The organism is Lactivibrio alcoholicus (genome assembly GCF_055390895.1).
Genome location: NZ_AP042471.1, coordinates 91,494 through 114,817, shown reverse-complemented (window position 1 = coordinate 114,817; position 23,324 = coordinate 91,494). Strand labels below are relative to the sequence as shown.

General features: G+C 55.3%; 26 protein-coding genes and 1 pseudogene. 25 read left to right on the top strand and 2 right to left on the bottom strand.

Features of this window, described 5'->3' with window-relative positions; genetic code table 11:
* The first annotated feature begins 193 nt into the window (after positions 1-193).
* Complete coding sequence (locus ACZ5IU_RS00625; protein WP_464419483.1) at positions 194-787, top strand: type IV toxin-antitoxin system AbiEi family antitoxin domain-containing protein; 594 nt, start codon at positions 194-196, stop codon at positions 785-787.
* Positions 784-1,686: a nucleotidyl transferase AbiEii/AbiGii toxin family protein gene (locus tag ACZ5IU_RS00620; RefSeq protein WP_464419481.1), complete on the top strand. Its 903-nt coding sequence runs from the start codon at positions 784-786 to the stop codon at positions 1,684-1,686. Before ACZ5IU_RS00625 ends, ACZ5IU_RS00620 begins: the two co-directional genes overlap by 4 nt.
* 258 nt (positions 1,687-1,944) lie before the next feature.
* Here the strand turns inward: ACZ5IU_RS00620 and ACZ5IU_RS00615 are convergent, their stop codons facing one another.
* Positions 1,945-2,013: a hypothetical protein gene (locus ACZ5IU_RS00615; RefSeq protein WP_464421776.1), complete on the bottom strand. Its 69-nt coding sequence runs from the start codon at positions 2,011-2,013 to the stop codon at positions 1,945-1,947.
* A 307-nt stretch (positions 2,014-2,320) separates the two neighbouring features.
* On the opposite strand from ACZ5IU_RS00615, the gene ACZ5IU_RS00610 reads away from it, so the two are divergent.
* The 12 genes from ACZ5IU_RS00610 (at position 2,321) to ACZ5IU_RS00555 (ending at position 16,904) form a co-directional block, all read left to right on the top strand.
* Positions 2,321-2,965 (top strand): helix-turn-helix transcriptional regulator, encoded by a 645-nt coding sequence (locus tag ACZ5IU_RS00610; RefSeq protein ID WP_464419479.1) that lies wholly within the window; start codon positions 2,321-2,323, stop codon positions 2,963-2,965.
* A 27-nt stretch (positions 2,966-2,992) separates the two neighbouring features.
* Entirely contained in the window at positions 2,993-3,379 is a 387-nt protein-coding gene (locus ACZ5IU_RS00605) for a RidA family protein (RefSeq protein WP_464419477.1), read from the top strand.
* A gap of 14 nt (positions 3,380-3,393) precedes the next feature.
* A complete protein-coding gene (locus ACZ5IU_RS00600) occupies positions 3,394-4,395 on the top strand; it encodes a pyridoxal-phosphate dependent enzyme (protein ID WP_464419475.1) in 1,002 nt (333 codons plus the stop codon).
* Positions 4,396-4,488: 93 nt separating this feature from the next.
* Positions 4,489-5,934: a Na+/H+ antiporter NhaC family protein gene (locus ACZ5IU_RS00595; protein WP_464419473.1), complete on the top strand. Its 1,446-nt coding sequence runs from the start codon at positions 4,489-4,491 to the stop codon at positions 5,932-5,934.
* 37 nt (positions 5,935-5,971) lie between these two features.
* Complete coding sequence (nhaC, locus tag ACZ5IU_RS00590) at positions 5,972-7,411, top strand: Na+/H+ antiporter NhaC (RefSeq protein ID WP_464419471.1); 1,440 nt, start codon at positions 5,972-5,974, stop codon at positions 7,409-7,411.
* A 97-nt stretch (positions 7,412-7,508) separates the two neighbouring features.
* Positions 7,509-8,408: a 1-aminocyclopropane-1-carboxylate deaminase/D-cysteine desulfhydrase gene (locus ACZ5IU_RS00585; protein WP_464419469.1), complete on the top strand. Its 900-nt coding sequence runs from the start codon at positions 7,509-7,511 to the stop codon at positions 8,406-8,408.
* Between the two features lie 216 nt (positions 8,409-8,624).
* Entirely contained in the window at positions 8,625-9,710 is a 1,086-nt protein-coding gene (locus ACZ5IU_RS00580) for an Ldh family oxidoreductase (RefSeq protein WP_464419467.1), read from the top strand.
* Positions 9,711-9,920: 210 nt separating this feature from the next.
* On the top strand, positions 9,921-11,651 hold the full coding sequence (locus tag ACZ5IU_RS00575; RefSeq protein ID WP_464419465.1) for a sensor domain-containing protein: 1,731 nt from the start codon (positions 9,921-9,923) through the stop codon (positions 11,649-11,651).
* A 134-nt stretch (positions 11,652-11,785) separates the two neighbouring features.
* Positions 11,786-12,841, top strand: coding sequence for an SH3 domain-containing protein (locus tag ACZ5IU_RS00570; RefSeq protein WP_464419463.1), 1,056 nt, complete (start codon positions 11,786-11,788; stop codon positions 12,839-12,841).
* 96 nt (positions 12,842-12,937) lie between these two features.
* A complete protein-coding gene (locus ACZ5IU_RS00565; protein ID WP_464419461.1) occupies positions 12,938-13,873 on the top strand; it encodes a peptidylprolyl isomerase in 936 nt (311 codons plus the stop codon).
* Between the two features lie 102 nt (positions 13,874-13,975).
* Complete coding sequence (locus tag ACZ5IU_RS00560; RefSeq protein WP_464419459.1) at positions 13,976-14,956, top strand: D-alanine--D-alanine ligase family protein; 981 nt, start codon at positions 13,976-13,978, stop codon at positions 14,954-14,956.
* Between the two features lie 4 nt (positions 14,957-14,960).
* Positions 14,961-16,904, top strand: coding sequence for a YgiQ family radical SAM protein (locus tag ACZ5IU_RS00555; RefSeq protein WP_464419457.1), 1,944 nt, complete (start codon positions 14,961-14,963; stop codon positions 16,902-16,904).
* Between the two features lie 4 nt (positions 16,905-16,908).
* Here ACZ5IU_RS00555 and ACZ5IU_RS00550 read toward each other — a convergent pair.
* Positions 16,909-17,610, bottom strand: a pseudogene (locus ACZ5IU_RS00550) (DMT family transporter); the annotation flags it as partial.
* A gap of 326 nt (positions 17,611-17,936) precedes the next feature.
* On the opposite strand from ACZ5IU_RS00550, the gene ACZ5IU_RS00545 reads away from it, so the two are divergent.
* From ACZ5IU_RS00545 to ACZ5IU_RS00495, 11 genes are read left to right on the top strand one after another with little or no spacing between them, the layout of a single operon-like run.
* Positions 17,937-18,398, top strand: coding sequence for a Na+/H+ antiporter subunit E (locus tag ACZ5IU_RS00545; RefSeq protein WP_464419455.1), 462 nt, complete (start codon positions 17,937-17,939; stop codon positions 18,396-18,398).
* Positions 18,399-18,400: 2 nt separating this feature from the next.
* The gene (locus tag ACZ5IU_RS00540) at positions 18,401-18,655 is read left to right on the top strand and encodes a monovalent cation/H+ antiporter complex subunit F (protein ID WP_464421773.1); all 255 of its coding nucleotides are present in this window, start codon (positions 18,401-18,403) and stop codon (positions 18,653-18,655) included.
* A gap of 1 nt (position 18,656) precedes the next feature.
* Complete coding sequence (mnhG, locus tag ACZ5IU_RS00535) at positions 18,657-19,037, top strand: monovalent cation/H(+) antiporter subunit G (RefSeq protein WP_464419453.1); 381 nt, start codon at positions 18,657-18,659, stop codon at positions 19,035-19,037.
* On the top strand, positions 19,034-19,297 hold the full coding sequence (locus ACZ5IU_RS00530) for a Na(+)/H(+) antiporter subunit B (protein ID WP_464419451.1): 264 nt from the start codon (positions 19,034-19,036) through the stop codon (positions 19,295-19,297). The genes mnhG and ACZ5IU_RS00530 overlap by 4 nt, the downstream gene beginning before the upstream one ends.
* Entirely contained in the window at positions 19,294-19,566 is a 273-nt protein-coding gene (gene mbhE / locus ACZ5IU_RS00525) for a hydrogen gas-evolving membrane-bound hydrogenase subunit E (RefSeq protein WP_464419449.1), read from the top strand. The genes ACZ5IU_RS00530 and mbhE overlap by 4 nt, the downstream gene beginning before the upstream one ends.
* Positions 19,563-20,048 (top strand): MnhB domain-containing protein, encoded by a 486-nt coding sequence (locus ACZ5IU_RS00520; RefSeq protein ID WP_464419447.1) that lies wholly within the window; start codon positions 19,563-19,565, stop codon positions 20,046-20,048. The genes mbhE and ACZ5IU_RS00520 overlap by 4 nt, the downstream gene beginning before the upstream one ends.
* A complete protein-coding gene (locus ACZ5IU_RS00515) occupies positions 20,038-20,385 on the top strand; it encodes a sodium:proton antiporter (protein WP_464419445.1) in 348 nt (115 codons plus the stop codon). The genes ACZ5IU_RS00520 and ACZ5IU_RS00515 overlap by 11 nt, the downstream gene beginning before the upstream one ends.
* Positions 20,382-21,941, top strand: a complete 1,560-nt coding sequence (locus tag ACZ5IU_RS00510; RefSeq protein WP_464419443.1) for a proton-conducting transporter transmembrane domain-containing protein — start codon at positions 20,382-20,384, stop codon at positions 21,939-21,941. The genes ACZ5IU_RS00515 and ACZ5IU_RS00510 overlap by 4 nt, the downstream gene beginning before the upstream one ends.
* 14 nt (positions 21,942-21,955) lie before the next feature.
* Positions 21,956-22,297, top strand: a complete 342-nt coding sequence (locus ACZ5IU_RS00505; protein WP_464419441.1) for a hydrogenase — start codon at positions 21,956-21,958, stop codon at positions 22,295-22,297.
* 12 nt (positions 22,298-22,309) lie between these two features.
* Positions 22,310-22,777: an NADH-quinone oxidoreductase subunit B family protein gene (locus tag ACZ5IU_RS00500; RefSeq protein WP_464419439.1), complete on the top strand. Its 468-nt coding sequence runs from the start codon at positions 22,310-22,312 to the stop codon at positions 22,775-22,777.
* Positions 22,774-23,319, top strand: coding sequence for an NADH-quinone oxidoreductase subunit C (locus tag ACZ5IU_RS00495; RefSeq protein WP_464419437.1), 546 nt, complete (start codon positions 22,774-22,776; stop codon positions 23,317-23,319). Before ACZ5IU_RS00500 ends, ACZ5IU_RS00495 begins: the two co-directional genes overlap by 4 nt.
* Positions 23,320-23,324: the final 5 nt, after the last annotated feature.

The window sequence follows — 23,324 nt, the reverse complement described above, 5'->3', positions numbered from 1 at the left end:
CTCAAGGGTTTGCGCCCGTTTCATATCGTTCAAACGCACCCCTCCGCACCATCGATTCCAGCCATTCTTTCTCTGTTTGTGGCCCCTGATTCTCTGTTTTCTCCGGACTGATCTTCTCCTTGATTTTTTTGCCGCAATCAGGCATATTGTTACCACTTATGAATAAGTGGAGTCAACTCGTCTGGAGCCAAGGATGCAGAAAAAACCAGAAGATATTTTCCGTTCATGTGGTGGTCAACTAAGGATGAGCGAGGCTATTGAGCGTGGCATTAGCCGTTACATGCTCTATGCTCTTAGGGATAAAGGGGTGATAGAGCAAGTCAGCAGGGGGGTGTACCGTCTGGTGGGACTTCCTCCCATCAGCAATCCCGACCTGGTAACCGTCGGACTGCGCTTCCCGAATGCAGTCATCTGCCTCGTATCGGCACTGGCATATCACGAAATCACCACACAGATTCCGCACAGTGTTTCCGTAGCCGTGCCGAGGGAATCGCGCCAACCGTCCCTGGATTATCCACCGCTCAGTGTTCGCCGGTTCTCCGGCTTGGCATTCCGTGCAGGTATCGAAGAGCACCAAATCGACGGAGTGACCGTCAAAATCTACAGTCCGGAAAAGACGCTTGCCGACTGTTTCAAATTTCGGAACAAGATCGGCATGGATATAGCCCTGGAGGCGCTGAAACTCTACAAAGCCCGCAAGCAATTCAATCTCGAGGCACTGCTCAAATACGCGAAAGTCTGCCGTGTTGAAAAGGTGATGCATCCCTATCTGGAGGCGAGCATATGAAATCCCCGAAGAATATCCCCGCATCTGTCCGGCAACGCCTTCTCAATCGCGCTAAAAACGATAAGAGGCCGTTCAACGAACTCCTCCAGTACTATGCCATGGAACGATTTCTGTTTCGCCTGTCCCAGTCAGCGCATGCGGATCGCTTCATCCTAAAAGGCGCTTTGATGTTGAGGGTTTGGCGTTCACCAGAATTCCGGCCAACCATGGATATCGATGTGCTGGGAATAACCAGTAACGAGGAAGCCAGCATTGTCGCTCAGATTCGGGAGGTCATGGCCGTGGATGTGGAGCCCGATGGGCTCACTTTTGATCCCTACTCGATCCAGTCTGAACGGATTACCGAGGATGCCGATTACGAAGGGATCAGGGTTCGATTTCGTGGAATGCTGGACTCCGCAAGGGTCAATATGCAGGTGGATATCGGCTTTGGCGACATCATCTATCCCGGACCGGAAGAATCGGATCTGCCAACCATGCTGGATTCTCCCATACCGAGGCTGCTTTGCTACAGCCGTGAAAGCGTCATTGCGGAGAAGTTCGAGGCCATGGTGAAACTCGGTATATTGAACAGCCGCATGAAGGATTTCTATGATATATGGCTCCTTTCTCGGCAGTTCGATTTCGATGGGATGCAACTGACCGAGGCAATTCGTCGGACCTTCCAGAGAAGAGGAACTTCGCTTCCTCTGAGAATAGAAGCGTTCGAACAGCCTTTCATCGATGCCAAGCAGATTCAGTGGTCGGCTTTTCATAAGAGGCTTCAGCAAGACCATGTGCCCGAATCCTTCAAGGATGTCGTATCTGTGGTGGAGGATTTCCTTGCACCATTCACGACCTTGCTATCACAGGACAACCCTAAGCCTCTGATCTGGCCTGCTTCAGGCCCATGGGCCTGACTCGGTGCAAAGCCTCAACATGACCTTCCCCGGAATCCCTGGAGACAGATTTATGCTTGTTGCCTTTGCGATTATAGCTTTTCGGGGTCTTGTACCCGATTCCTGAATGAGGCCGTTTCTGTTGTAAAACATTTCTATATACCTGAAGATGTCCGTCCTCGCCTCGTCATGCGTCCGGTATTCTCTTTCCGGCGTCAGCGCCTTGCCTCCAGCGGACGCGAACGCCACTGTACCTGTCCGGAGCTTTTCGTCCCGTCGTCATTTGTAGATTCGCTCCGGTGATATTCCAAGATCCCGTGCCACATCGACAACAGACTTGCCTTCCATCGTCATCTTCAGAACTTCTTTCTTGAATTCCGCGTCGTATTGGCGTTGCCGCTTTGCTTCCTCCGCCTATAAACACTCTCCCCGATTCTCTTCTTCATCGTCCGGACTCTTTCTTGCCGTCAATTCCGGGGAAGGTCAAATTGGGGCGACCGCTATGCGGTTGCCCCAATTTGTTTCGTTCCTCTTCTGCCGTGCGGTTGCGCGGCCATGGAATAGTTACGCTATTGACAAAAAACAGAAACACATCTATAGTTTTGGTCATACAAAAAATTTTTTAACATAAAATTTTTATAAAGGAGTCTTTGCTGTGGCAAATCCGGATGACCTCCTGCTCGAGTCTTTCATTCCGTTGGTCAAGACCGTCGCTGCACAGTTCGGAGCGAATTGCGAGGCCGCACTTCATGATCTCCGGAAACCCCAGGAATCCCTGATAGCGCTTTCGGGAAACCTCACCGGAAGATCTTTGGGCGCCCCAATCACGAATTACGTTTTGAACCTCATCAAGAAATACGGAGACGCTGTAAAGGAAAACTATATATACCCGAATAAGACCGCTGATGGACGCAGGTTGAAATCGTCGACGACGTTCATCTTCAACGCTTCGGGACATGTCATTGGATGTTTCTGCATCAATTTCTGCATAGAGAAATTCCTGCTTTCCAGCGAGTCGCTGGAAGAGTTCTGTTCCGTACAGGACGAGGACAAGAATTCTGGCGAGCGATTCGCCAACGATATCAGCGAAGTGGCGCAGGGGATCATTGACGAGGTCATGAGCAAGCAGTCCGTCCCCGCGGCTCGAATGGACCGCTCGGAGAAGCTCGGGATCGTCCGGGAACTCGACGCGAGAGGGCTCTTCCTCGTGAAGGGCGCCGTCGAGCATGTCGCTGCGTGTCTCGGGATTTCGAAGTACACGCTGTACAGCTACATGGATCAGGTCAAGGAAGGCAAGTAAATCCAGAAAAGAAACGGAGGAAGAATAATGACGACACGCACAACGATCACTACGTCTAAAGCTCCGGCAGCCATCGGTCCGTATTCGCAGGCAGTCATGACGGGAAACACGCTTTTTTCGTCCGGTCAGATTCCGGTTGATCCTCAAACGGGCAAGATGCGTGAAAAGAACATCGACGATCAGACCCGGCAGGTTTTCGGCAACATCGACGCGATTCTCCGGGAAGCGGGCATGACTTTCGAAAATGTGATCAAGACCACCGTGTTTCTTGCCGACATGAATGATTTCCCCCGCTTCAACGAACTATACGCCGGATATTTTGAGACGACCTACCCGGCTCGTTCGTGCGTCGAAGTATCGCGACTTCCCAAGGACAGCCTCATTGAAATCGAAGTGATCGCCCGCAAGGATTAGAGAGCGAGGAAAAAGTGCTTTTTACGGGAATTCCAAGAGTCCGTCTGCTGCACCACGTGACACCGCTTGAACGGCTCGCTCGTCTCGAGGCCGAAAAAAATCATTCCGGCATCTATGCCAAGCGGGACGACTGCATGCCGTTGGGACTCGGCGGAAACAAGGTGCGCAGCCTCGAGTTCTGGATGGGGCAGGCGTTGGCGGAGAAGTGCGATGTCGTGGTAGTCGCCGGGGCCAAGGAATCGAATCAGTGTCGGTTGACTGCGGCTGCGGCGGCGAAACTGGGATTGAAGTGCCATATCCTCCATAGTTCCGACGAACCGGCCGATTGGGATGGCAATCTGCTTCTGAACGATCTTTTGGGAAGCGACATCCGCTTTCTGGGACCTGTGAGCGAAGAGGAACGCGGAGAAATTGCCCGTCATGAGATGAAGCGACTCGCGAGCGAGGGGCACCGCCCATACCTCGTCGGCGATCCCGTTCTCGGAGCCTTGGGGTATGTCGTTGCGGCCTTGGAGTTGCACCATCAGGCGGATGCCATGGAGGCGGATCTGTTGCACGTGGTGTTGCCAGGCTCGATGGGACCCACCGAAGCGGGGTTCCTGTTCGGCATGGCGATGCTCGGCGCTCCTTTCTTCGTGCATCTCGTGTCCGTGGAATACGGCAAAACGGAGTTGCTCCGGAGGATCGAAGCCATTTTCGAGGGCGTCGAGAAAAAGCTCGGATTCTCTCCGAGCGTCGATTTCCGCGATTTCATGACGATTTACGAGGAGTATCTCGGAGACGGCTACGGCAAGGTAACCCCTGCGTCCCTCGAGGGGGGTCGCCTCCTTGCTTCGATTGAAGGGATTTTCCTGGAGAATACGTACACGAGCAAAACCTTCGCCGGAATGATGGATCTTCTCGGACGAGGCGCGATATCTCGGAATGAAGCGGTGTGTTTCCTCCATACCGGAGGGATTCCCGCTCTGTTCGGGCAGAGCGTCCTTTTCACGGAGAGGCGGAAACGCCCGTCATAAGAAGATGTCCGTTTTCCTGCGGTATGTGTGGCTTTTGCGATGCGTGAAATCGTATATGCACCACAAAACCAAGGAAATGGGGGAATTCGTCACATGGCTCTCGTGAAGCTGTCTCCGGTGTTCCTGTTGGTGGCGATGCTTTTGGGCGGAATGGATATCCTTATAGCATCTCCCTTGGCGACGGTCGCGGCGGGGATTCTTGCCATTCTCATCGACAGATATTCCTACCAGCAAGTGCTCGAAGCCGCGCTCAACAACGCGAAGCAGTTGATGATCATTCTCTTCCTTCTCATGATCGCCTATGCGATGGCGGAGGCGTTCATGGCATCCGGCGTGGGAGCGTCCATCATCGGGATATCCCTCAAATTGGGACTTACCGCGAAAAGCGTCGCCACGGCGAGTCTGCTGATCACGGCGGTTCTTTCCACTGCGACGGGAACGTCGTGGGGAACCTTCGCGGCATGCGTTCCGATCTTTCTGTGGCTGAGCCACATCATCGGCGGCAATCCTCTCCTTACCGTAGCGGCTATAGCCGGAGGATCGTGTTTCGGCGACAACATCGGCCTGATTTCCGATACCACCGTGCTGAGTTCGGGCATCCAGGAAGTCGACATCATCCACCGTGTCCGGCATCAGGGTGTCTGGTCACTTCTCTGTCTCGTGTCGGCGGCGGTGCTGTTTTATATCGTAAGTCAGTCCATGGGGCTTCCCGAAACTAGGGGAGACGCCGCGCAGGCCATCAACGCGATTCCGTCCGACATCTGGGCCACGCTGGAAACGAAGAGGCCCTCGGCAATAAAACTCCTGAACCAGGTGCGAAGCGGGGTGCCGGCGTACATGCTCGTTCCGATCATTGTCGTGATCGGGCTTGCCGTTTTCGGAGTCTCCACATTGCCGTGCCTCGGGGCAGGCATCTTTCTGGCTCTCGTGTTCGGCCGCATGGCGGGAACCATAGGATCCGTGAGCAGTTACCTCGAGCTCGTTCGAAGCGGCTTCGCCGAAGCAGGAAGCTGGTCGGTGGCGATGACCATGTGGACCGGGGCGTTCGGTGGAATCATGCGCCTGATGAATGCGTTCGATCCTATCTCGAACCTGATCCTGTCGATTTCCCGCAGAGTGCGTCAGCTCATCTTCTACAACGGCGTTATGTGTCTCGTCACCAATGCAGCCCTTGGAGACTGCACGGGACAGATTGTCACGGTCGGTCCGGTTATCAAGGAAATGGTGGAAAACAACGTGGAGGGCAGTCCGGAAGACATCTATACGCTTCGTCTCCGGAACGCCACGATGTCCGACGCGTTCGGCGTCTTGGGATCGCAGCTCATTCCATGGCACGGATATATGATCTTCTTCACGGGTATGGCGATGACCGTGTATCCGCTCTATACGTTCACGCCGATGGGGATCATAGCGTACAACTACCTGTCGATCATCGCGGTTGTTTCGATGCTCGTCCTGACTTATACCGGCCTCGATCGCTTCATTCCGCTGTTCAGGATCCCGTCGGAGCCTCAAGTGAGGCTGAAGGGAAGAAACTAGCCGTCAATACACGTTGTATCATCAGGGGGGAAGAATCATGCAGGAAATCAGTGAACCGACTAGGAAGCATATGACGTTGGGAGTGGCGTTGTTCGGATTTTTCATGCCGCTGACGTTGATCATCGTGATGATCACGTACAGGATAGACATCAAGGTGGCCCTCGCGGCCGCCATAGCCGCTGAGTCCGTCTTCGGTATATTCATCGGCCGCACGTGGGGCGAGATAGAACGATCGGCGATGAACGGCATTTCGAGGATAAGCCAGACGATCATAATAATGATCCTTATAGGCATGATCATAGGCGTGTGGATATCTTCGGGAAGCATTCAAACCATGCTCTATTATGGCTTGAATATGATAAATCCCAAATTCTTTGTTCCGATAACGTTTCTCATCTGCATCATAACCTCGACCATGACCGGAACTTCGTGGGGGACGGCGGGGACGATGGGGATAGCACTCATCGGAGTTGCGCAAGGGCTCGGAGTGCCGATTCCACTCGTAGCGGGCGCTATAATCTCGGGAGCCCTCGTCGGCGACAAGCTCTCGCCCCTTTCAGACACGACACTTCTCGCGTCAGCCGTGACGGAAGTGAACCTTTTCGATCATATTGTCTCGCTTGCGCACGTGACAATCCCCGTGTCCGTCATAGCTGTCGTTCTCTATACGTATTTCGGGTTGCAATACGGCGCGGGGACGGCCGATCTGAGAACGGTGCAGGTCATCTCGGATACGTTGAAGGCGCATTACGCCATAGGTCCCCTCATGCTGGCGCCGCTCCTGTTCGTTCTGGTGATGTCTGGCATGAGAAAACCGAGTATCCCGGTGTTCGCTGGCGGGGTGCTTCTCGGCATGATTTGGGCGGTCGCGTTCCAGGACATGGAGCTCGCCGATGTCGTCAAGGCATCGATCAACGGGTTCGTGAGCAAGACCGGCAACGCCGACGTCGACAAGCTTCTGACGAGGGGCGGAGCCATGGATATGGCTGGCACTATCTTCCTCTGCATCGGAGCGGGCATGTTCGCGGGCGTGTTCGAGGCCACGGGGGTTCTTTCCCGGCTTATGGCGAGTCTCGTGCGGATCGTACGAAACGTGGGAACGCTTGTGACCGCGGTCGTGGCGACGGGAACAGCGCTGATGTTCGGCGGGGCGGGGCAGACATGTACGATCAGCTTGCCGGCTGTGGCGTTCCGCAAGGCGTTCGAAGACATGGACGTGCACCCCGCCGTCCTGTCGAGAACGCTCGAATGTACGGGAACGGTTCTCGGCGCCATAGTTCCATGGGACGCCTCTGCGATTCTCTACACGGGGTTGTTCGGAGTCACCGTGGCCCAGTACCTGCCGTATGTCTATCTCTCGCTGTTATCGCCGATCGTGGCGATACTCACGGCATATATGGGTTTTGGTGTATTCCGGTATAACGAAAAGGTGCGATTGTTCGCATTTAAAAAAAAGGAAGATACTCTTGAAAAATAATATAACGAATATGAAAACGTATGATGAGTCATTCTTATCGCAATTACCGAGAATCACATTGTGCGCTTACGACACTCCCGTGCAAAGAATGCTCCGTTTGGAGGAGCATACGGGCATAAGAAATCTCTATGTCAAACGGGATGATCTGAACGGCGTCGGTCCCGGGGGCAACAAGGTCAGGGCCCTGGAGTATCTCTTCGGCGAAGCGAAGGCTTCCGGCAGCGATACGATCATAGTATCCGGACAAGAAAACTCCAATCTATGTACGATAACCGCCGCAGCTGCTTCGCGAGTGGGATTCAAATGCGCAATCGTCCATAACAACAGGAAGCCGGACACCTTCAAGGGGAATGCCTTGCTTAACGAGATCATGGAGGCAGATCGTATCTTCATTGGAGAAAAAAGCGAAGAGGAACGAAACGATTTCGTAAGCGAACTGGCGAAACGATATAGAAACGAAGGAAAGAAACCCTTTGTCATAAAGAATGGAGCCACTACACCTCGCGGCGCAGTCGGCTATTCTCATATAATTTACGAACTTTTGCGAAAAGGCGCATATCCGTTTACGGATATTTTCGTGCCGGGAGGAAACGGCGGACTTGCCGCGGGTGTTATCCTCGGAAATTTTCTCTGCGGAAATCCGTATCATATACACGTAATAACTGTTGAACATACTCTTGAGAATTTGCATGCCATATTGTTGTGTCTTCTAAAAGAAATCAGTTCTATTCTAGGCATAAAGAATAATATATATTCAATAAATAACATAACTATTCATGATAAATATCGTGGCGAGGGGTGGGGTATTCCGACGAGTGAGTCGGTACATATGATATACAAACTCGCAAATTTGGAAGGCATCTTTCTCGAAAAGGTGTACACCAGTAAAACGCTATACGGTATGATCGATTTATTGGCTAGAAATATAGTGAAAGCGGAAAGCTCTTGTTTTATCCATTCAGGTGGGTTCGGCGCGCTCTTTGCACAGTTCGAGTGAGTTATGTTATGGCGTCTTCTGAATGGAAGTCGGCCGCCATGTTCTTCACGAGCATGGCGGCCGACTTCCATTCGACTCTGAGCAGCGCTGATCTTCGAATCATTCCGGATCTCATATCGCGGGAGCTCCGGAAAGTTGCCTCGTTGACTCGCTCGCCACTGATCTGGGATACTGCTGATGATTGATTGAAGGAATCAGCAACGGGAGGCGAACGTCATGGAACGAACGAATGTCGGGTTCGAGAAGCTCCGCGCGTATATGGCCGATATGCTGGAACGGGGGCTCGGTTTCCCGCGGGACACGGCGGAGATAAGCGCCCGGGTTCTCGTCGAGGCGGACGCGCGCGGCCACGCGTCGCATGGGGTTGCGCGGATCAAGATGTATTTCGAGGAGGTCAGCGAGGGACAGGACGATCCGAAGGCCACTCCCGAAATCGTTCACGAAACGCCGGTATCGCTTGTCGTCCGGGGAAACAGGGCTCCCGGCTTCGCGTCGTCGAAACTCGCGATGGACCGAACCATCGAAAAGGCGAAGGCTCACGGAACGTGTATGACCGTCGTGCGGGACTCGTGTCACTTCGGGATGGCCGGGTACTGGGCCGAGATGGCCGCTGACGCCGGACTGATAGGCGTCGCGATGACCAATACGCTTCGAGCGGGAATTCCGCTCTTCGGAAAGGAGCGGCTTCTGGGGACGAACCCGATCTGTGTCGCCATTCCGACCGGGGAGAAGCCCCACTTTATGCTCGACATGGCCACAACGACGGTTGCGCTGGGAAAGATCGAGGTTGCGGCACGCCGGGGCGGAACGATGCCGGTTGGATGGGCGGTCGATGAAGACGGGAAAGACACGACGGATGCGGTGAGCGTTGCAGAGATCAACCGTTTCGACAAAAGCCCGTACGGTGGACAGCTCTATCTCGGCGGCGCTGGGGAGACGCTCGGGGGGCATAAGGGATACGGCCTCGGTCTTCTCGTCGAACTTCTGACGGCGGGGCTTTCCCTGGGGACGCCGACGTATGAGACGTACACGAACCGGTGCGGTATCTGCCACTACTTCCAGGCCACACGCCCCGATCTCTTCGGAGATGAAGAGGCGATCCGGAGTCATGTTCGCTCGATCCTCGAGAAGATCCGCATGAGCCCGAAGGCCGAGGGAAGAGACAGGATATTCATCCACGGCGAGAAGGAGTTCGAGCGGAGAAAGAAATCGCTCGAAGAGGGAGTGTATCTCGATCCGGCGACGTGGATACGACTGGATGAATTTGCGGAGAAGTTCGAACTTCCCCGCCTCGAACCGTAGATGGCCGAAGGGGGACAATCCGTCGGTGCGAGGAAAGGGTCGTTGATAAAACGGGCGGTGAGAACATATGGAAGATATACCTATCCCAGCATGGTGCTCTCCCGGGCCTGATAATGAATTTTTCTTGCGTACACACATCTCTCTTGATAAAATGCTACAGGAAAATGAAAAAATGAAATTCGAATCCGGTACCGGAAATGAGGACGTATCGTGACCTCTCAAGCTGTCTGCCCCGATGTCCCATCTTTCGAGACACCGCCTTCCGTCCTCGATTTCCTTGACGAAGGAATCATGTTTCTTTCGGACGGAAAGACAATCCTTGGTGTCAACGATGCTTTGTGTTCCATGGTCGGCCATTCGAAAACGGAACTTGTCGGAAAGAACGCCTGCATGCTTGCAGCGGATAGCGTTTCATTTCCGGCGTTGGCATCCGGACAGAGTGCGATGTGGAATGACGACCTCTGGTCCGGTGAACTCGAATTGCGTCGCCGGGACGATTCCCTTTTTCCCGCGCGGATTTCGGTGCGACGGATCGGTGAGGAAGGCGTCTCATCTCCAAGATTTATCGGGATCATACGAGACATTTCGCTCGAAAGAAAACGGGATGCTCTCGTAGGAGAATATCTGTCCCGCGATGCCCTGACGCATCTCCCGAATCGACTGGCTTTTTTCAAAGCGCTGGACGATGCGACGGAGGGAAAAAGGAGACGACCGGACGAACGGCTTGCCGTCCTTCTCGTCGATTTCGAACGTTTTCGCGAAATAAACAAGACGTTCGGATATCATTTCGGGGACAGCGTCCTCAAGTTGACCGCGCGACGCTTTTCCGAAATCCTGCCCGAAGGGTGCATGATCGCGCGTGTGGAGGGAAGCCTGTTCGGAATACTAGTCCCCGATCTCGATACGATTGATCTCGTCCGCCGGATAGCGTCCGACCTGCATCAGACACTCGAGGAGCCTTTCTCCGTCGGGGTGCGGACGTTTCGCGTCTCTGCCAGTATCGGGGTCAGCCTGTATCCCGGCGACGGGGAGTGTGCGGACGATCTTTTCTGGGCAGCCGACCTCGCTCTCCGGAAGGCGAAAGAGGGAAACGAAGCCTTTTTCGCCTTTTTCGATAAAGGCATGAAGCGCAGGGAAGCGACGAGGAATCTTTTGATACGCGGAATGGAGCGGGCGTTGCAGCGGAATCTCTTCCGGGTCTTTTACCAGCCGCAGGTCCGTTCGGACGCAAGAAAAACAATTATCGGGGTCGAGGCGTTGATTCGATGGCCCGTCGGACGAGACGATTTCATCCCCCCCAACAGATTTATACCACTGGCGGAGGAAACGGGCATGATTCATCCGGTCGGCGAATGGGTTCTCTCCAGAGCCTGCGAGGACGCAGCCTCATGGAATGGGAAAGGAATCGAAATCCCCGTTTCAGTCAATGTTTCCGCGTTTCAGATCCGCAACCAGCGGTTCGGCGAAGTTGTCCGACAGACGCTTCGGAAAACGGGGCTTTCTCCGGATATGCTCATTCTGGAACTGACGGAAAATGCACTGATTTCGGCGGGGCCGGATGCGACGCCTCTCCTCTCCGGACTGAAGGAGCTCGGAATCCGCCTGTACATCGACGATTTCGGAACTGGCTATTCCTCTCTTTCGTATCTTCAGGAGCTTCCGCTCGATGGAATCAAGGTCGATCGTTCCTTCATCGGACAAATGAAACGTGGGTCCCGATCGTTCTCGCTGGTTCGAGCGGTCTGCAGTCTTGCCAGGGAACTCGATCTCGATCTCATAGCCGAAGGAGTCGAGACGGAAGATCAGGAATTCTTGCTCGAGAATGCGGGATGCCCGTGTTACCAAGGGTTCCTTTTCAGTCGTCCCCTTCCCTTCCAGTCTTTATACCCGCAGCTTGTGAACGGAACGCTGAACGCAGGGGGCGACACATCGGGGGGATGATTTCCGCCCGCTGCGGATATTACGGGTTCCAAACGCGGACAATCTGCTATAACATCTTTTCGGTCGGTCGAAACCTGAATTTCGAGAGCGAAGCGCGTCCTCCGACGTGGAATGGCCCATAAGGGGGTACTGCAATGATTCACTACGATCGGCGAAAAAGACAAAGGTCGAGGATACTCCTTCTCATCCTTCTCGTTCTCTTGGTCACCTTCGCGGGTATTTGGGCATGGAAGCACTTCTCGACGAAGCCGGAAGATGCCGTCGGGAAGATTTCCGGAATTCCTTCCATTTCGCCTTCCGCGGATCTGGCAGTGCCGGCTGTCTCGGGAAAACCGGGGACGACCGGTCCGCTTCCGCAGAGAGTGCAGGCGGCACCCGCGCAAGACGTGGGGAAAAAGGGGATCAGTCTCGGATCGAACGTAAACGTCCGTGCCGATCACAGCGTCGGAAGCACGGTCGTGACGAAACTTTCCCAAGGGGAACACGTCGATATTCTGGAGACGTGGATGCCGGAAACGGCTTCGGAAGCGGTCGCGATCATGGATTTTGACGCCCAAATCCGCGGAAAGACCGTCCGGATCCTGAAAGGAAGGGGCGTTATCGTCGTGAGTTGCGACGAGGGAGGGACACGGTATTCCGTCCGTCTTCCGCAGGATTCGGCGAAGACCGTATTTCAGGTTCCCTCGGGCAACCTGAGCAAACCGCTCGACTGGCAGTGGTACAAGATCCGGGACGGGAGAAACGTGATCGGATGGGTATTCGGGAAATATATCGAACCTCTCGCGGAATCCGGGGAACGGAACACAACTCTTTCCTCCGTTGTGAGAGATGCTCTCTCGACATTCGGAGGAACGAGGGATGCTGTCGAAGCTGTCCTTGGGACGCCGAGAAAGACAGTGACCTCAAAATCTGGAGAACAGATCGTCCTGCGCTATGACGGACTCTCCGTGACGGTGAACGGAAGCGGACGCAATGCGCGCGTGACGGTCATCGAGGTTTCTTCGGCAGCGAGAGGGCTCAAGGGCGGACTTGTCCCAGGAATGAACAGAGAGAAGGCGCGACTGATCCTTGGAAAGCCCAGCAAGGAGGATAAAAGATCGGAAACGTTCCTGAGCGGACATGGGGAAGGCATTGTCATACGTATCGGAAAGGGCGACACGATCGATGCAATCCGTGTCGGAAAGCTCTAGCCCGGGTTCCGCGAAATGTCGTATCCATTCCGCGTGAGCGCTATGGTATACTCCCGTGGTTTACGGGACAGATCTTCAGGGAGGAGACAGGATATTATGAAGAAGTGGTTGCGGATTTTCGCCTGTTCGATGTGTGTCGTTTCGCTTTCTTTCTCCGCTGTGTGGGCTGCCGAAACTGACAAGAAGGCTTCCGATACCGCGAAGGATACGTTCGTTCTTCCGTCGCAGAAGGATCACGGTCCGCAGGATCCGAACACCGTTCTTGCCCTTGTTGGCGGGCACGAGATCAGGGTCTCCGATATCGACGGCGTGATCAGAACGCTCGATCCGCGGCAGGCGCAGGCTGTGAATACTCCCGAGGGGCGCCAGAATATCCTTGACGACCTGATCAACAGGGAGCTTTTCTACCGAAAGGCGAAGGCGACGAAGCTCGATGAGGACAAGGCTTTTCGCGAGCAGTTCGAGCCGATTGCGGAAGTCATCAGGAAGAACCTGGCGCGGAAAGTCATCATGGATAAACTTGCCGCCGGAATGACGGTGACGGATGTGGAGGCGAAGGACTTCTATCAGAAGAATCCGGCGAAGTTCCTCGTTCCGGAAACGGTTCGCGTGAGTCATATCCTTCTTGGCGACGAGGCGGATGCGAAGCGGATTCTCGATGAAATTCGAAAAGGCCTTTCTTTCGAAGAGGCGGCTTCCAGATATTCCACATGTCCGAACAAGGCGAATGAGGCTGGCGGCGACATCGGCTGGCATCCGAAGGGGCGTCTGTACCCGGAACTCGAAAAGGTCGCTTTCGCCTTGAAGAAGGGCGAAGTCGGAGGTCCCGTGAAGGCGAACAACGGTTGGAACCTGATCAAGGTGACGGACCGCAAGGATCCTTCCACAGCAACCTTCGAAGAGGCCAAGGACCGGATCAAGGAGTCGCTCCTTCGAGAGAAGGACCGGCAGTTGTATGAAGAAGAAGTGAAAAAGCTTCGGGAGGAATACAAGGCGTCGATTTCCTTCCCGAAAAGCGGAGAGAAGAAATAGGAATACACCCGGATCGTATATCGACGGAGAAGGGCTGATTTCCAGTCCTTCTCTTTTTTCATTGGATGCGGTTTCAGAAAAATGCCACGGGAGTTGAGAGAGATGGAATGGAGAGGGAATATTCTCGTTCTGTCCGGAGGGGACGGACCGGAAAGGGAAATTTCGCTGATGAGCGGACATGCTGTCGCGGACGCTCTCGAAAGTATCGGCGCCCGGGTGAGGTTCGAGGATGTCCGTTCGATGACGGAGGCTCTTTCGCGTGTCCGGGCGACGAGCTGTTGCGCGTTCGTCGCGTTGCACGGATGCTGGGGGGAGGACGGTCGGCTGCAGGTCCTTCTCGAATCGGAAGGGCTCGTGTACACCGGTTCCGGGCCGAGGGCCTGCATGCTCGCCATGGACAAATGGACCAGCAAGGCCGTTTTCTGTCAGGCCGGGGTCCCCGTTCCGTCCGGTTTCTGTGTGCCGAGTCGCTTCGACGAGGACGACATCTTCCGATGTCGCGAATTTCTGGCACAGACGGGAAAGATCGTCGTCAAGCCGCGTTCCTGCGGCAGTACGGTCGGCTTTTCGATCGTATCCGGCGAATCGGCGTTACGTGACGCGCTTTCACTCGTTGCGGCTTTCGACGAAGACGCCATCGTCGAGGAATATGTCGATGGCGACGAGATCGCGGTGACGGTTCTCGGGCACGGCAAGGATGTGCTCGCGCTGCCGCCCGTCATGATACGGCCGAGAAAGGGAATATACGACTACGACTCGAAGTACACGGCCGGAGCGACGGAATACCTGACTCCGCCACCGCTTGCCGCCGACGTGCTCGAACGGATTTGTGACGCGGCGGTTGCAGCGCATGCGGCCCTCGGATGTTCGGTGTATTCGCGGGTCGATCTCCGGCTCACGCCGGGGGGAACTCCGAAGGTGTTCGAGGTCAACGCAGTTCCCGGAATGACGGCGACGAGCCTTGTGCCGAAAGCCGCGGCGGCGGCGTCGCTTTCGTTCGGAGATCTGCTCGGTCGTATCGTGGATTCATCCGTCGAGGAGAGGAAACGGGAACGGAACGATGTTCCCGGAACGGTTCGCTGAAGGTATGCGATTTCTCCCGATCAGCCGCGTGGACATGGACGAAAGAGGATGGGACGAACTCGACTTCGTCTTCATATCGGGAGACGCGTACGTCGACCATCCGAGCTTCGGCCATGCGATTCTCTCGAGAATGCTCGAGTCGGACGGCTTCCGGGTGGGTATCATAGCGCAGCCGGATTGGCGCTCGCCCGAAGATTTCCGCGTACTCGGCCGGCCGAGACTCGGCGTTCTCGTTTCGGCCGGAAATCTCGATTCGATGGTTTCGGCATACACCGCGGCGCGCAGAAAGCGAAGCGAAGATGCGTATTCCCCGGGAGGACGGCCCGGAAGACGACCCGACAGAGCGACGCTGGTATATTGCAATCGCATCCGCGAACTTTGGGGAGACATCCCCCTCGTCGTCGGGGGTATCGAGGCGAGCCTGCGACGTTTCGCGCATTACGATTACTGGTCGGATTCGGTGCGCAGATCCCTTCTGGTCGATTGCCGTGCGGACCTTCTCGTGTACGGGATGGGGGAACGGCCGCTCCGCGAGATCGCGCGACGGCTCCGGTCCGGCGAGAGCGTCGCGTCGATCCGAGACGTTCGCGGAACCTGTTGGCGGGCGAGAGCGGACGAATCGCTTCAGAATTGTATCGAGCTTCCTTCGTTCGAAGAGACGGCCGAGGACGTGAAGGCATTCGCCGAGGCGTTTCGCCTGTTTTCGCGCGAACAGGATCCGTTCCGGGGAAGGATGCTTCGCCAGAGACACGGTCTGGGTTCCGTCGTTCAGACCCCTCCGTCGCTTCCGTTATCAGAGAATGAATTGGACGAAATCTACGACCTTCCATACGCGAGGACATACCACCCCGTCTACGAAAATGCCGGTGGGGTACCTGCGATCAGGGAGGTCCGGTTCAGTATCGTAACGCACAGGGGATGTTTCGGAGGGTGCTCTTTCTGTTCGCTGTTCGCCCATCAGGGACGGATCATCCAAATGAGGAGCGACGAGTCAATTCTCCGGGAAGTCCGTTTGCTGGCGGATCTGCCGGATTTCAAGGGGATCATTCACGACGTCGGCGGCCCGACCGCGAATTTCTGTGTCCCTTCCTGTTCGCGACAGCTCAGCGAGGGAACGTGCGCCGGGCGCGAGTGCATCGGGCCCGAGCCGTGTCCCCACCTTCACGTCGATCACAGCCGTTTTCTGGACCTTCTCGGCAAGATCCGGTCAGTGCCGGGAGTCCGTCGCGTTTTCGTCAGGTCGGGACTCCGGTATGACTACATCATGCTCGACAAATCGCGTGAGAGAATCGTACGTGAACTCTGCCGGAACTATGTCAGCGGACAACTGAAAGTTGCTCCGGAACACGCGTCGTCGAAAGTGACAGCGATAATGGGGAAGCCGGATATATCGGTCTTCAAAGCGTTTCGCGAACTCTTTTTCGGAACGTCCAAATCTCTCGGACTGCGACAATATCTCGTCCCGTATCTCATGTCGAGTCACCCCGGATGTACGCTCGAAGACGCGATCGAACTCGCCGGGTTTATCAGGGAGATGGGGTATATGCCCGAACAGGTCCAGGATTTCATGCCGACGCCCGGGAGTCTTTCGACGTGCATGTACCATACGGGAATCGACCCGAGAAACGGCGCGAACGTCTTCGTTCCCAGAGGGGACAGGGAAAAACGGATGCAGCGTGCCCTCATGCAGTACATGAAACCCGAAAACAGGAAAATCGTCGAAGAGGCGCTGCGGTTCGCACGAAGAGAAGACCTTATCGGAACGGACACGTCGCGATGTCTTGTTCCTCCGGTGAAGAACGAAAGGGCTATGGATTCGCGTTCGAACCGGCGGTCTTCAGGGAGTCGTCCCGTCGTTTTCGGAACGCGAGAAGAACGGAGTTCCCGAGTTCGGTCAGCAGGACTGCAACAAAGATCAGGGCGCAGCCGAAAATCATCCGGGAAGTGAAGACCTCGCCGAGGAGGAAGACCCCAGAGAGTGCTCCGAAGAGCGATTCGAGGCTCAGGAGAATGGCGGCATGCGTCGATGATGTGTGTTTCTGGGCCGTGTTCTGGATGAGAAACGCGAAAATGGTACAGAACAGGACGGTATAGGCGATGCTTCCGATTCCGTTGGACCCGTCGAACCCCGGCCACGTTTCGAACAGAGGGGCGCAGAGGAGACTCAGGACGAGGACGGTGCAGATCTGGACGATGGTGAGCGTCACGGGGTCGTGCATCGGTGCGTAGTGTTCAATCGCGACGAGCTGGGCAGCGAAAAAGAGGGCGCATACAAGCGTAAGCGTGTCGCCGAAGCCGATCTGAAAGCCTTCCTGCAATGTCAGAAACGCCATCCCGAATATGCAGACCGCGGCGGAAACGAAGACGAGAATCCCAGGGAAGACGCGTCTTATGAACCATGAGAGAAACGGAGTCATAATCACATAAACGGAAGTCAGGAACGCCTGCTTTCCTGCGGTCGTAAAGTTCAGGCCGATTGTCTGCGTCGCGAATCCGAGGAAGAGGAAGATCCCGATGACGACTCCGGCAATAAGATCGTTGCGGGTCATCGCGCGGACTTTTCGCCGGAAGATGAGCAGCAACAGGACCGATGCCGCTCCAAAACGGATTGAAAGAAGCCAGAAAGGTGGAAATGACGCGAGCGCGTCTTTCATGGCGACGAACCCGAGTCCCCAGAAGAGAGATACACTGACAAGCGCGATGTCCGCAAGGAGCATGCCTCGAACACCTGAAAAAATCAACATCGGTTCACTCCATTTCGCTCCGGATAGGTTGGAATAATAACATGGCCAATAGACCCGGGCACGGACTGTACCACCTTTTTGAATAATAAAATTCACTTTCAACCATACTTCGAGACAAAAGAAAGTTCCTTATTTAACATAAGTTTACAGGAATGAGGCGTGTAGTATAATGTATCCGTTGTGACTTTCTCAATAAGGAGGTGGAATGTGTGTTCATTTTTTTCGCGTCCTTCCTCATGTATCTCCTTCTCGTGTGGTCCGGCGGCACGATCGCTCCGGTAGAGTTCGCAGTGGCTTTTCTCCTCGCTACGATTCTCGCGCTTGCGGCACGAACGTGGGTTCCCTCATATCGATTCTCCTTTCTCAAAATACTGAACCCGCTTCGCTGGATTTCCTTCCTCTATTATGTTTTCGTTCCCTTCGGCATAGCTCTCTTCAAAGCGAACATCGACGTCGCTATTCGCGTGATCACCGGAAATATCCGTCCCGGGATCGTGAAGCTCACTCCGGATCTGAAAAGCGACCTTTCCAGAATGATCCTGGCAGATTCCATCACTCTGACACCCGGCACATTGACTGTCGATGTGGACGACGAAGGAGCATTCTACGTGCACTGGATTTACGTGCGGGACGAAAATCCCTCTGAAGAGGAGATTTACGGATCCTTTGCATCTTGGGCAAGGAGGTTGGCGGATTGAGCATAACCCTTTTTTCCTGGACTGTCGGAATCTACGCCGTTCTGATCGTTCTCGTCTTTGGCCGTCTGATTTCCGGCCCGACGATTCCCGACAGGGCTGTGGCTCTTGACACGATGAACAGTCTCGTGGTCGCGATCATGATCGTCCTTGCCGCGGTGTACGATTCCGTCGTCATGGAAGATATCGCGATCGTGTATGCGGGGCTGTCTTTCGTCAGCACCATGTTCATCGCTCGTTACATCGAGGGGGGCATGTGACATGGGCATCGTTGAAGGGCTTTTTGTCTTGTTGTTTCTTTTGGTCGGAATTTTCTTCAATTCTCTCGGAGTTGTTTCCCTGTATCGCTTCCCTGACGTCTACACGAGAATGCACGGAGCAACGAAGTGCTCGACCTTCGGAAGTCTCTTCACAGGCTTGGCTGTAATCGTCTATACGCTCTTCCGCTATCTTTCGGCCGGCGAATCGCGCTTCCTCGTCCTTGCGATTCATACGTTCGTCGCGATGGCCGTGCTGCTTGTCACGAACGCAACGGGGGCACATGCGATCGCTAGGGCGGCTCACAGAAGTCGCATCGATCCGAAGTTCGCCGTTGTGGACCGTCTTGCGGAAAAGGAAGGAAGGAGGCGGAGAGCCGCATGATGCAGCTTCTTCATCTCTGTGTCCTCGTACTGATCGTGCTGGCGGGATTTTTCGCCATCTGGTTCCGAGATCTTCTCTCTTCGGCTCTGGCGCTCGGAGCTTTCAGTCTGTGCATGGCCCTAGAGTTTTATATCCTGCAGGCACCCGATGTGGCTATCGCCGAAGCTGCGATAGGCGCCGCTCTCAGTACGGTCATCTACATCATCGCGCTTCGCGCCTGCGGGCAGATCAGAAAGGGGAACGGAGGCGGCGTCAAATGAAAAAGACCATGTTCATCGCGGCGGCGCTGGTTCTCGGAGGCATCGTCTGGGGAGTACTCGACAACGTCCATCCTTTCGGCGATCCGTTGAAGACTCCCGTCGATGACTACTACATCGCTCACGCCCTCAAGGACCGCTCTTCCGAGAATATCGTCACCTCGCTGGTTTTCGATTACCGCGGGTTCGATACGATCGGAGAGGCCGCGGTCCTCTTTACGGCGCTGTGTTCTGTGACGGCTTTGTTCCGGCAAGGGGGGAGACGGGATTGAATCCTCTGTCTGTTGTTGTTCGTAAGGGATGTGACATCTTCGCGTGGTTTATGGTCGTCTTCGGAGCGAACGTCATCATTCACGGCGATCTCACTCCGGGCGGAGGATTCCAGGGCGGCGCCATCGTTGCGACGTTCCTGACGTTCCTCCTTGTCGCATACGGCGGGAACCACCTCCTTTCGTGGGTCAATGAAAGGTTCTATACGAGCCTTGTCGGCTTCGGCCTTCTGCTTTTCATCGGCCTCGCGTTCATGGGTTTTCCCACGTCGTTTTTCTATAACTTCGTTTCCGTCACCCACGAAGCGGCCATGGCCGGCGGCGCACACGGAATCATTCCGCCTTCGGGAACCATCGCCCTTATGGATATCGCGGTCGGAATCGAAGTCGCCGGCGGACTTTCCCTGATCGTGATCTATATGTTCAAGGGTATCCGCCTGTACGAAACGAGTCCCGTCGGGACGGAGTGCGGCCATGATCGGTAATGCGCCTTTCATAGTCGTCGGCGTTCTTTTTCTGATGGGGACAGTGGCGATCCTTTCCGAGAGAAATCTCGTCAAGATATCCATCGGGGTCAGCGTTATCGCGTCCGCCATCAACCTTTTCCTCGTCGCGATGGGATACAGGAACGGCGGAGCCATTCCGATCCATTATCTCGCCGGGGCTCACGCAAAGGTCGTCCTTCCGATTCCCCAGTGTCTGACGTTGACCGCGATCGTCATCGCTCTCGCGACGACGGCGCTGATGCTCGCGCTGATCATGATGCTCTACAAACACTATGGCACTCTCGACGTCAATGAGATACGGAGGTTGCGCGGATGAACTGGAGCCAGCATCTTCCCGCACTTGTAGTCGCGTTTCCGCTTCTCGGGGCATTCGCGACGCCGCTCTTCTCGCTCGGCGGGAAGTTCCTCCGGAACCTCCTGTTCGTCGCGGTTTCGCTGGTGACCCTGATTATCGCGTTCCTCCTGTGGAGAAATGTCCTGCTTCACGGAACGATTCTGTATGTTATGGGCGGCGAATCGATTTCCCTGACGCTCCCTTCCGGGTTCGCCTTTCCGGTCAGGATCATGTTCGAGATCGACGCTCTCAGCGCCTTCATGGGGCTGACGGTCGCGATCGCGTCGTTCGCCGGGGCGCTCTTTTCGTTGCAGTATATGAACGGTTTCAGTGGCCTTCACCGTTTCGTCTCGCTCTATTTTCTCCTGACGGTCGGTGCGCTCGGGATGTCCCTGACGGGCGACATGTTCAACTTCTTCGTGTTCATCGAGATCGCCTCCGTCGCGTCCTTTGGTCTGATCGCCTTCTGGCGCGACAAGCCCGAGGCGATCGAGGCGAGCTTCAAGTACATGCTCCTGTCGCAGATCTCCGCGATGCTCATCCTGATTGCGGTCGGTTCGATTTATGGAAAGTACAACTTCCTGAATATGGCCGCGATAGCGGATGCCATCCAGATGACGACGGTCGACAAGCTGATTCTGGCGCTTCTCGTTTCGGCGCTTGCGATGAAGTGCGGTGCGTTCCCTATGAGCATGTGGATGCCCGACTCCTATGCCGAGTCGCCTTCGGGCGTCACCTGCCTGCTTGTCACGGTCAGCCAGGTGTCGCTCTACGGTCTGATCAGGGTGTGCTTCACGCTCTTTGGTACTGTTGCGCAAAACAGCTTCATTCCCTGGATCTTCATCGTCCTCGGGATGATGTCGATGTTCTTCGGGGTTACGATGGCGGTCATCCAGCACGAGATCAAACGCCTGATCGGGTATCATTCGATTTCCCAGGTCGGATACATGCTTCTCGCCTTTGGCGTCGGCCTTTCCGCGCTTCACGACCCCCGGGCCCTCGCGGATTATGGTTTCACGGCGCTGAAGGGCGGCCTCTTCCACATGGTGAACTACAGCATGTACAAGGGACTGCTCTTCCTCGCGGCCGGCGCGCTGTATTACGCCACGGGGACGAGAGATCTGGACCGCATGGGTGGGCTTGCCCGCCGGATGCCGTATACGACAGTCCTGTTCCTTATCGCGGCGGCGGCGATCTCGGGAATCCCGCCGTTCAATGGTTTCGTTTCCAAACTCCTGATCTACGAATCCGTCTTCACGGTCCATCCGGTTCTCAGCGCCGTGGCGCTCGTAACGTCCGTCCTGACGCTCGCTTCCTTCGTCAAGATCTTCCAGACGGCGTTCCTCGGTCCTGAGAAGAATCAGTGGAAATCCGTCCGCGAAGCGCCGGCCGGAATGGTTCTGGGAATGATGGTTTTCGGATTTGTTATCGTCGGATTCACTCTCTTCCCGTCCTGGACGATTTCCAATCTGATCGAGCCTGCTGCCAAAGCGCTTGTCGATCAGGCGGGCTACATCGGCGCCGTTCTTCACCCGTAAGGAGGTGGCGCGACGTGTTGGGCAAGATATACACCGGTTTCGGCTTCTGGGATGTTTCGGCGTGGATCGCGTTCTTTTTCATTGCGTCGTTCTATGCCCTGTGGCTTCGTTCCATGGGGAGACGCGACTACAAGAAGGGGACAGATCAGGACGAAATCTACTGGTCGGGGAACCCCGTTCCCGAGGACGGAGCGGATATAACGGTTCCCGCGTCATCGGCATACTGGGGATACAAGAAGGCGTTCACTCCTTTTTACAACGCGCTTGTCGCATTTCACAGCGGAATCACCACCGACTACGCTGGGTGGTTTGTCTTCGTTTCGGCCGTTATCTGCGCGCTTGCGGTCATATTTTAGGGGGTGATAAAGGTGAAACTCGAGAAGTATCTTGAAATCCTGCCGAAATCCCTCTGGGTGATGACCTGCAACAGCGGATCGTGCAACGGCTGCGACATAGAGATCGTCGCGACGATCAGCCCGCGGTACGATATCGAGCGCTTCGGCATGAAACTTGTGGGATCTCCGCGTCATGCGGATGTCCTCGTCGTGACCGGTCCGGTGACGAAATACATGAAGGACCGTCTGCTTCGGATCTATCGCCAGATTCCGGACCCCAAGGTCGTCGTGGTCGTCGGCAACTGCGGTTCTTCCGGAGATGTCTTCTACCGTTCGTACAATCTCGAAGGCCCGGTGGACCGGATTATTCCAGTCGACGTCTATGTCCACGGATGTCCGCCCCGGCCGGAGGCTATCACCGAGGGCGTGGCGAAAGCGGTCCTGAAGCTCGAGAGCAAGCGGAAAGAGCTTATCGAAGCGGCTCGGGAGGCAGTGGTATGATGCGTCGCAATCCTGATTATGCGAGCGAGGCTCTCTCCTCCGAGGATGTCGTATCCCGGCTTCGCGCGCGTCTCGAAAACGTTGCGGTAGAACGCAGGGAGCGATTCGGAGGACGGGAGAACTCTGTCCAGTATGTCGATCTGTGGATCCGACCTGAAAGAAGTCAGTTTCTTCGGGTCGTCGACGAACTTTTCGCCATCGATTTTCCCCATTTTCACGTGATTTCCGGCGACGATGTCGGGGAGAATATCCTCCTGAACTATCATTTCTCTCTGTTTAGAGTCGCCGCGCGCGGAGGACGGGTAGGTGTCTCCGTATGTGTCCTTGTGCCGAAATCCGATCTGAAGATCCCGTCGCTGTACGACAGGATTCCGGGAATCGAATACAGTGAGCGGGAAATGCGGGAAATGCTGGGTGTCGAGTTCGAGGGCTTGCCCATGAAAGGGTTCATTTTCCTCCCGGAGGATTGGGACGAGAATGTCAAACCGTGGCGTCGGGATGAAGAGGGGCTCAGTCCCGACATGATCCGAGATCTCTCCTAAAGGTG

Bases quoted from the DNA above. Each gene is read 5' to 3' on its own strand.
- nhaC (WP_464419471.1), top strand. From the start codon at position 5,972: ATGCAGGAAATCAGTGAACCGACTAGGAAGCATATGACGTTGGGAGTG.
- ACZ5IU_RS00565 (WP_464419461.1), top strand. From the start codon at position 12,938: ATGAAGAAGTGGTTGCGGATTTTCGCCTGTTCGATGTGTGTCGTTTCG.
- ACZ5IU_RS00605 (WP_464419477.1), top strand. From the start codon at position 2,993: ATGACGACACGCACAACGATCACTACGTCTAAAGCTCCGGCAGCCATC.
- ACZ5IU_RS00530 (WP_464419451.1), top strand. From the start codon at position 19,034: ATGATGCAGCTTCTTCATCTCTGTGTCCTCGTACTGATCGTGCTGGCG.
- ACZ5IU_RS00595 (WP_464419473.1), top strand. From the start codon at position 4,489: ATGGCTCTCGTGAAGCTGTCTCCGGTGTTCCTGTTGGTGGCGATGCTT.
- ACZ5IU_RS00580 (WP_464419467.1), top strand. From the start codon at position 8,625: ATGGAACGAACGAATGTCGGGTTCGAGAAGCTCCGCGCGTATATGGCC.
- ACZ5IU_RS00560 (WP_464419459.1), top strand. From the start codon at position 13,976: ATGGAATGGAGAGGGAATATTCTCGTTCTGTCCGGAGGGGACGGACCG.
- mnhG (WP_464419453.1), top strand. From the start codon at position 18,657: ATGGGCATCGTTGAAGGGCTTTTTGTCTTGTTGTTTCTTTTGGTCGGA.
- ACZ5IU_RS00620 (WP_464419481.1), top strand. From the start codon at position 784: ATGAAATCCCCGAAGAATATCCCCGCATCTGTCCGGCAACGCCTTCTC.
- ACZ5IU_RS00515 (WP_464419445.1), top strand. From the start codon at position 20,038: ATGATCGGTAATGCGCCTTTCATAGTCGTCGGCGTTCTTTTTCTGATG.
- ACZ5IU_RS00555 (WP_464419457.1), top strand. From the start codon at position 14,961: ATGCGATTTCTCCCGATCAGCCGCGTGGACATGGACGAAAGAGGATGG.
- ACZ5IU_RS00625 (WP_464419483.1), top strand. From the start codon at position 194: ATGCAGAAAAAACCAGAAGATATTTTCCGTTCATGTGGTGGTCAACTA.
- ACZ5IU_RS00495 (WP_464419437.1), top strand. From the start codon at position 22,774: ATGATGCGTCGCAATCCTGATTATGCGAGCGAGGCTCTCTCCTCCGAG.
- ACZ5IU_RS00570 (WP_464419463.1), top strand. From the start codon at position 11,786: ATGATTCACTACGATCGGCGAAAAAGACAAAGGTCGAGGATACTCCTT.
- ACZ5IU_RS00510 (WP_464419443.1), top strand. From the start codon at position 20,382: ATGAACTGGAGCCAGCATCTTCCCGCACTTGTAGTCGCGTTTCCGCTT.
- mbhE (WP_464419449.1), top strand. From the start codon at position 19,294: ATGAAAAAGACCATGTTCATCGCGGCGGCGCTGGTTCTCGGAGGCATC.
- ACZ5IU_RS00545 (WP_464419455.1), top strand. From the start codon at position 17,937: ATGTATCTCCTTCTCGTGTGGTCCGGCGGCACGATCGCTCCGGTAGAG.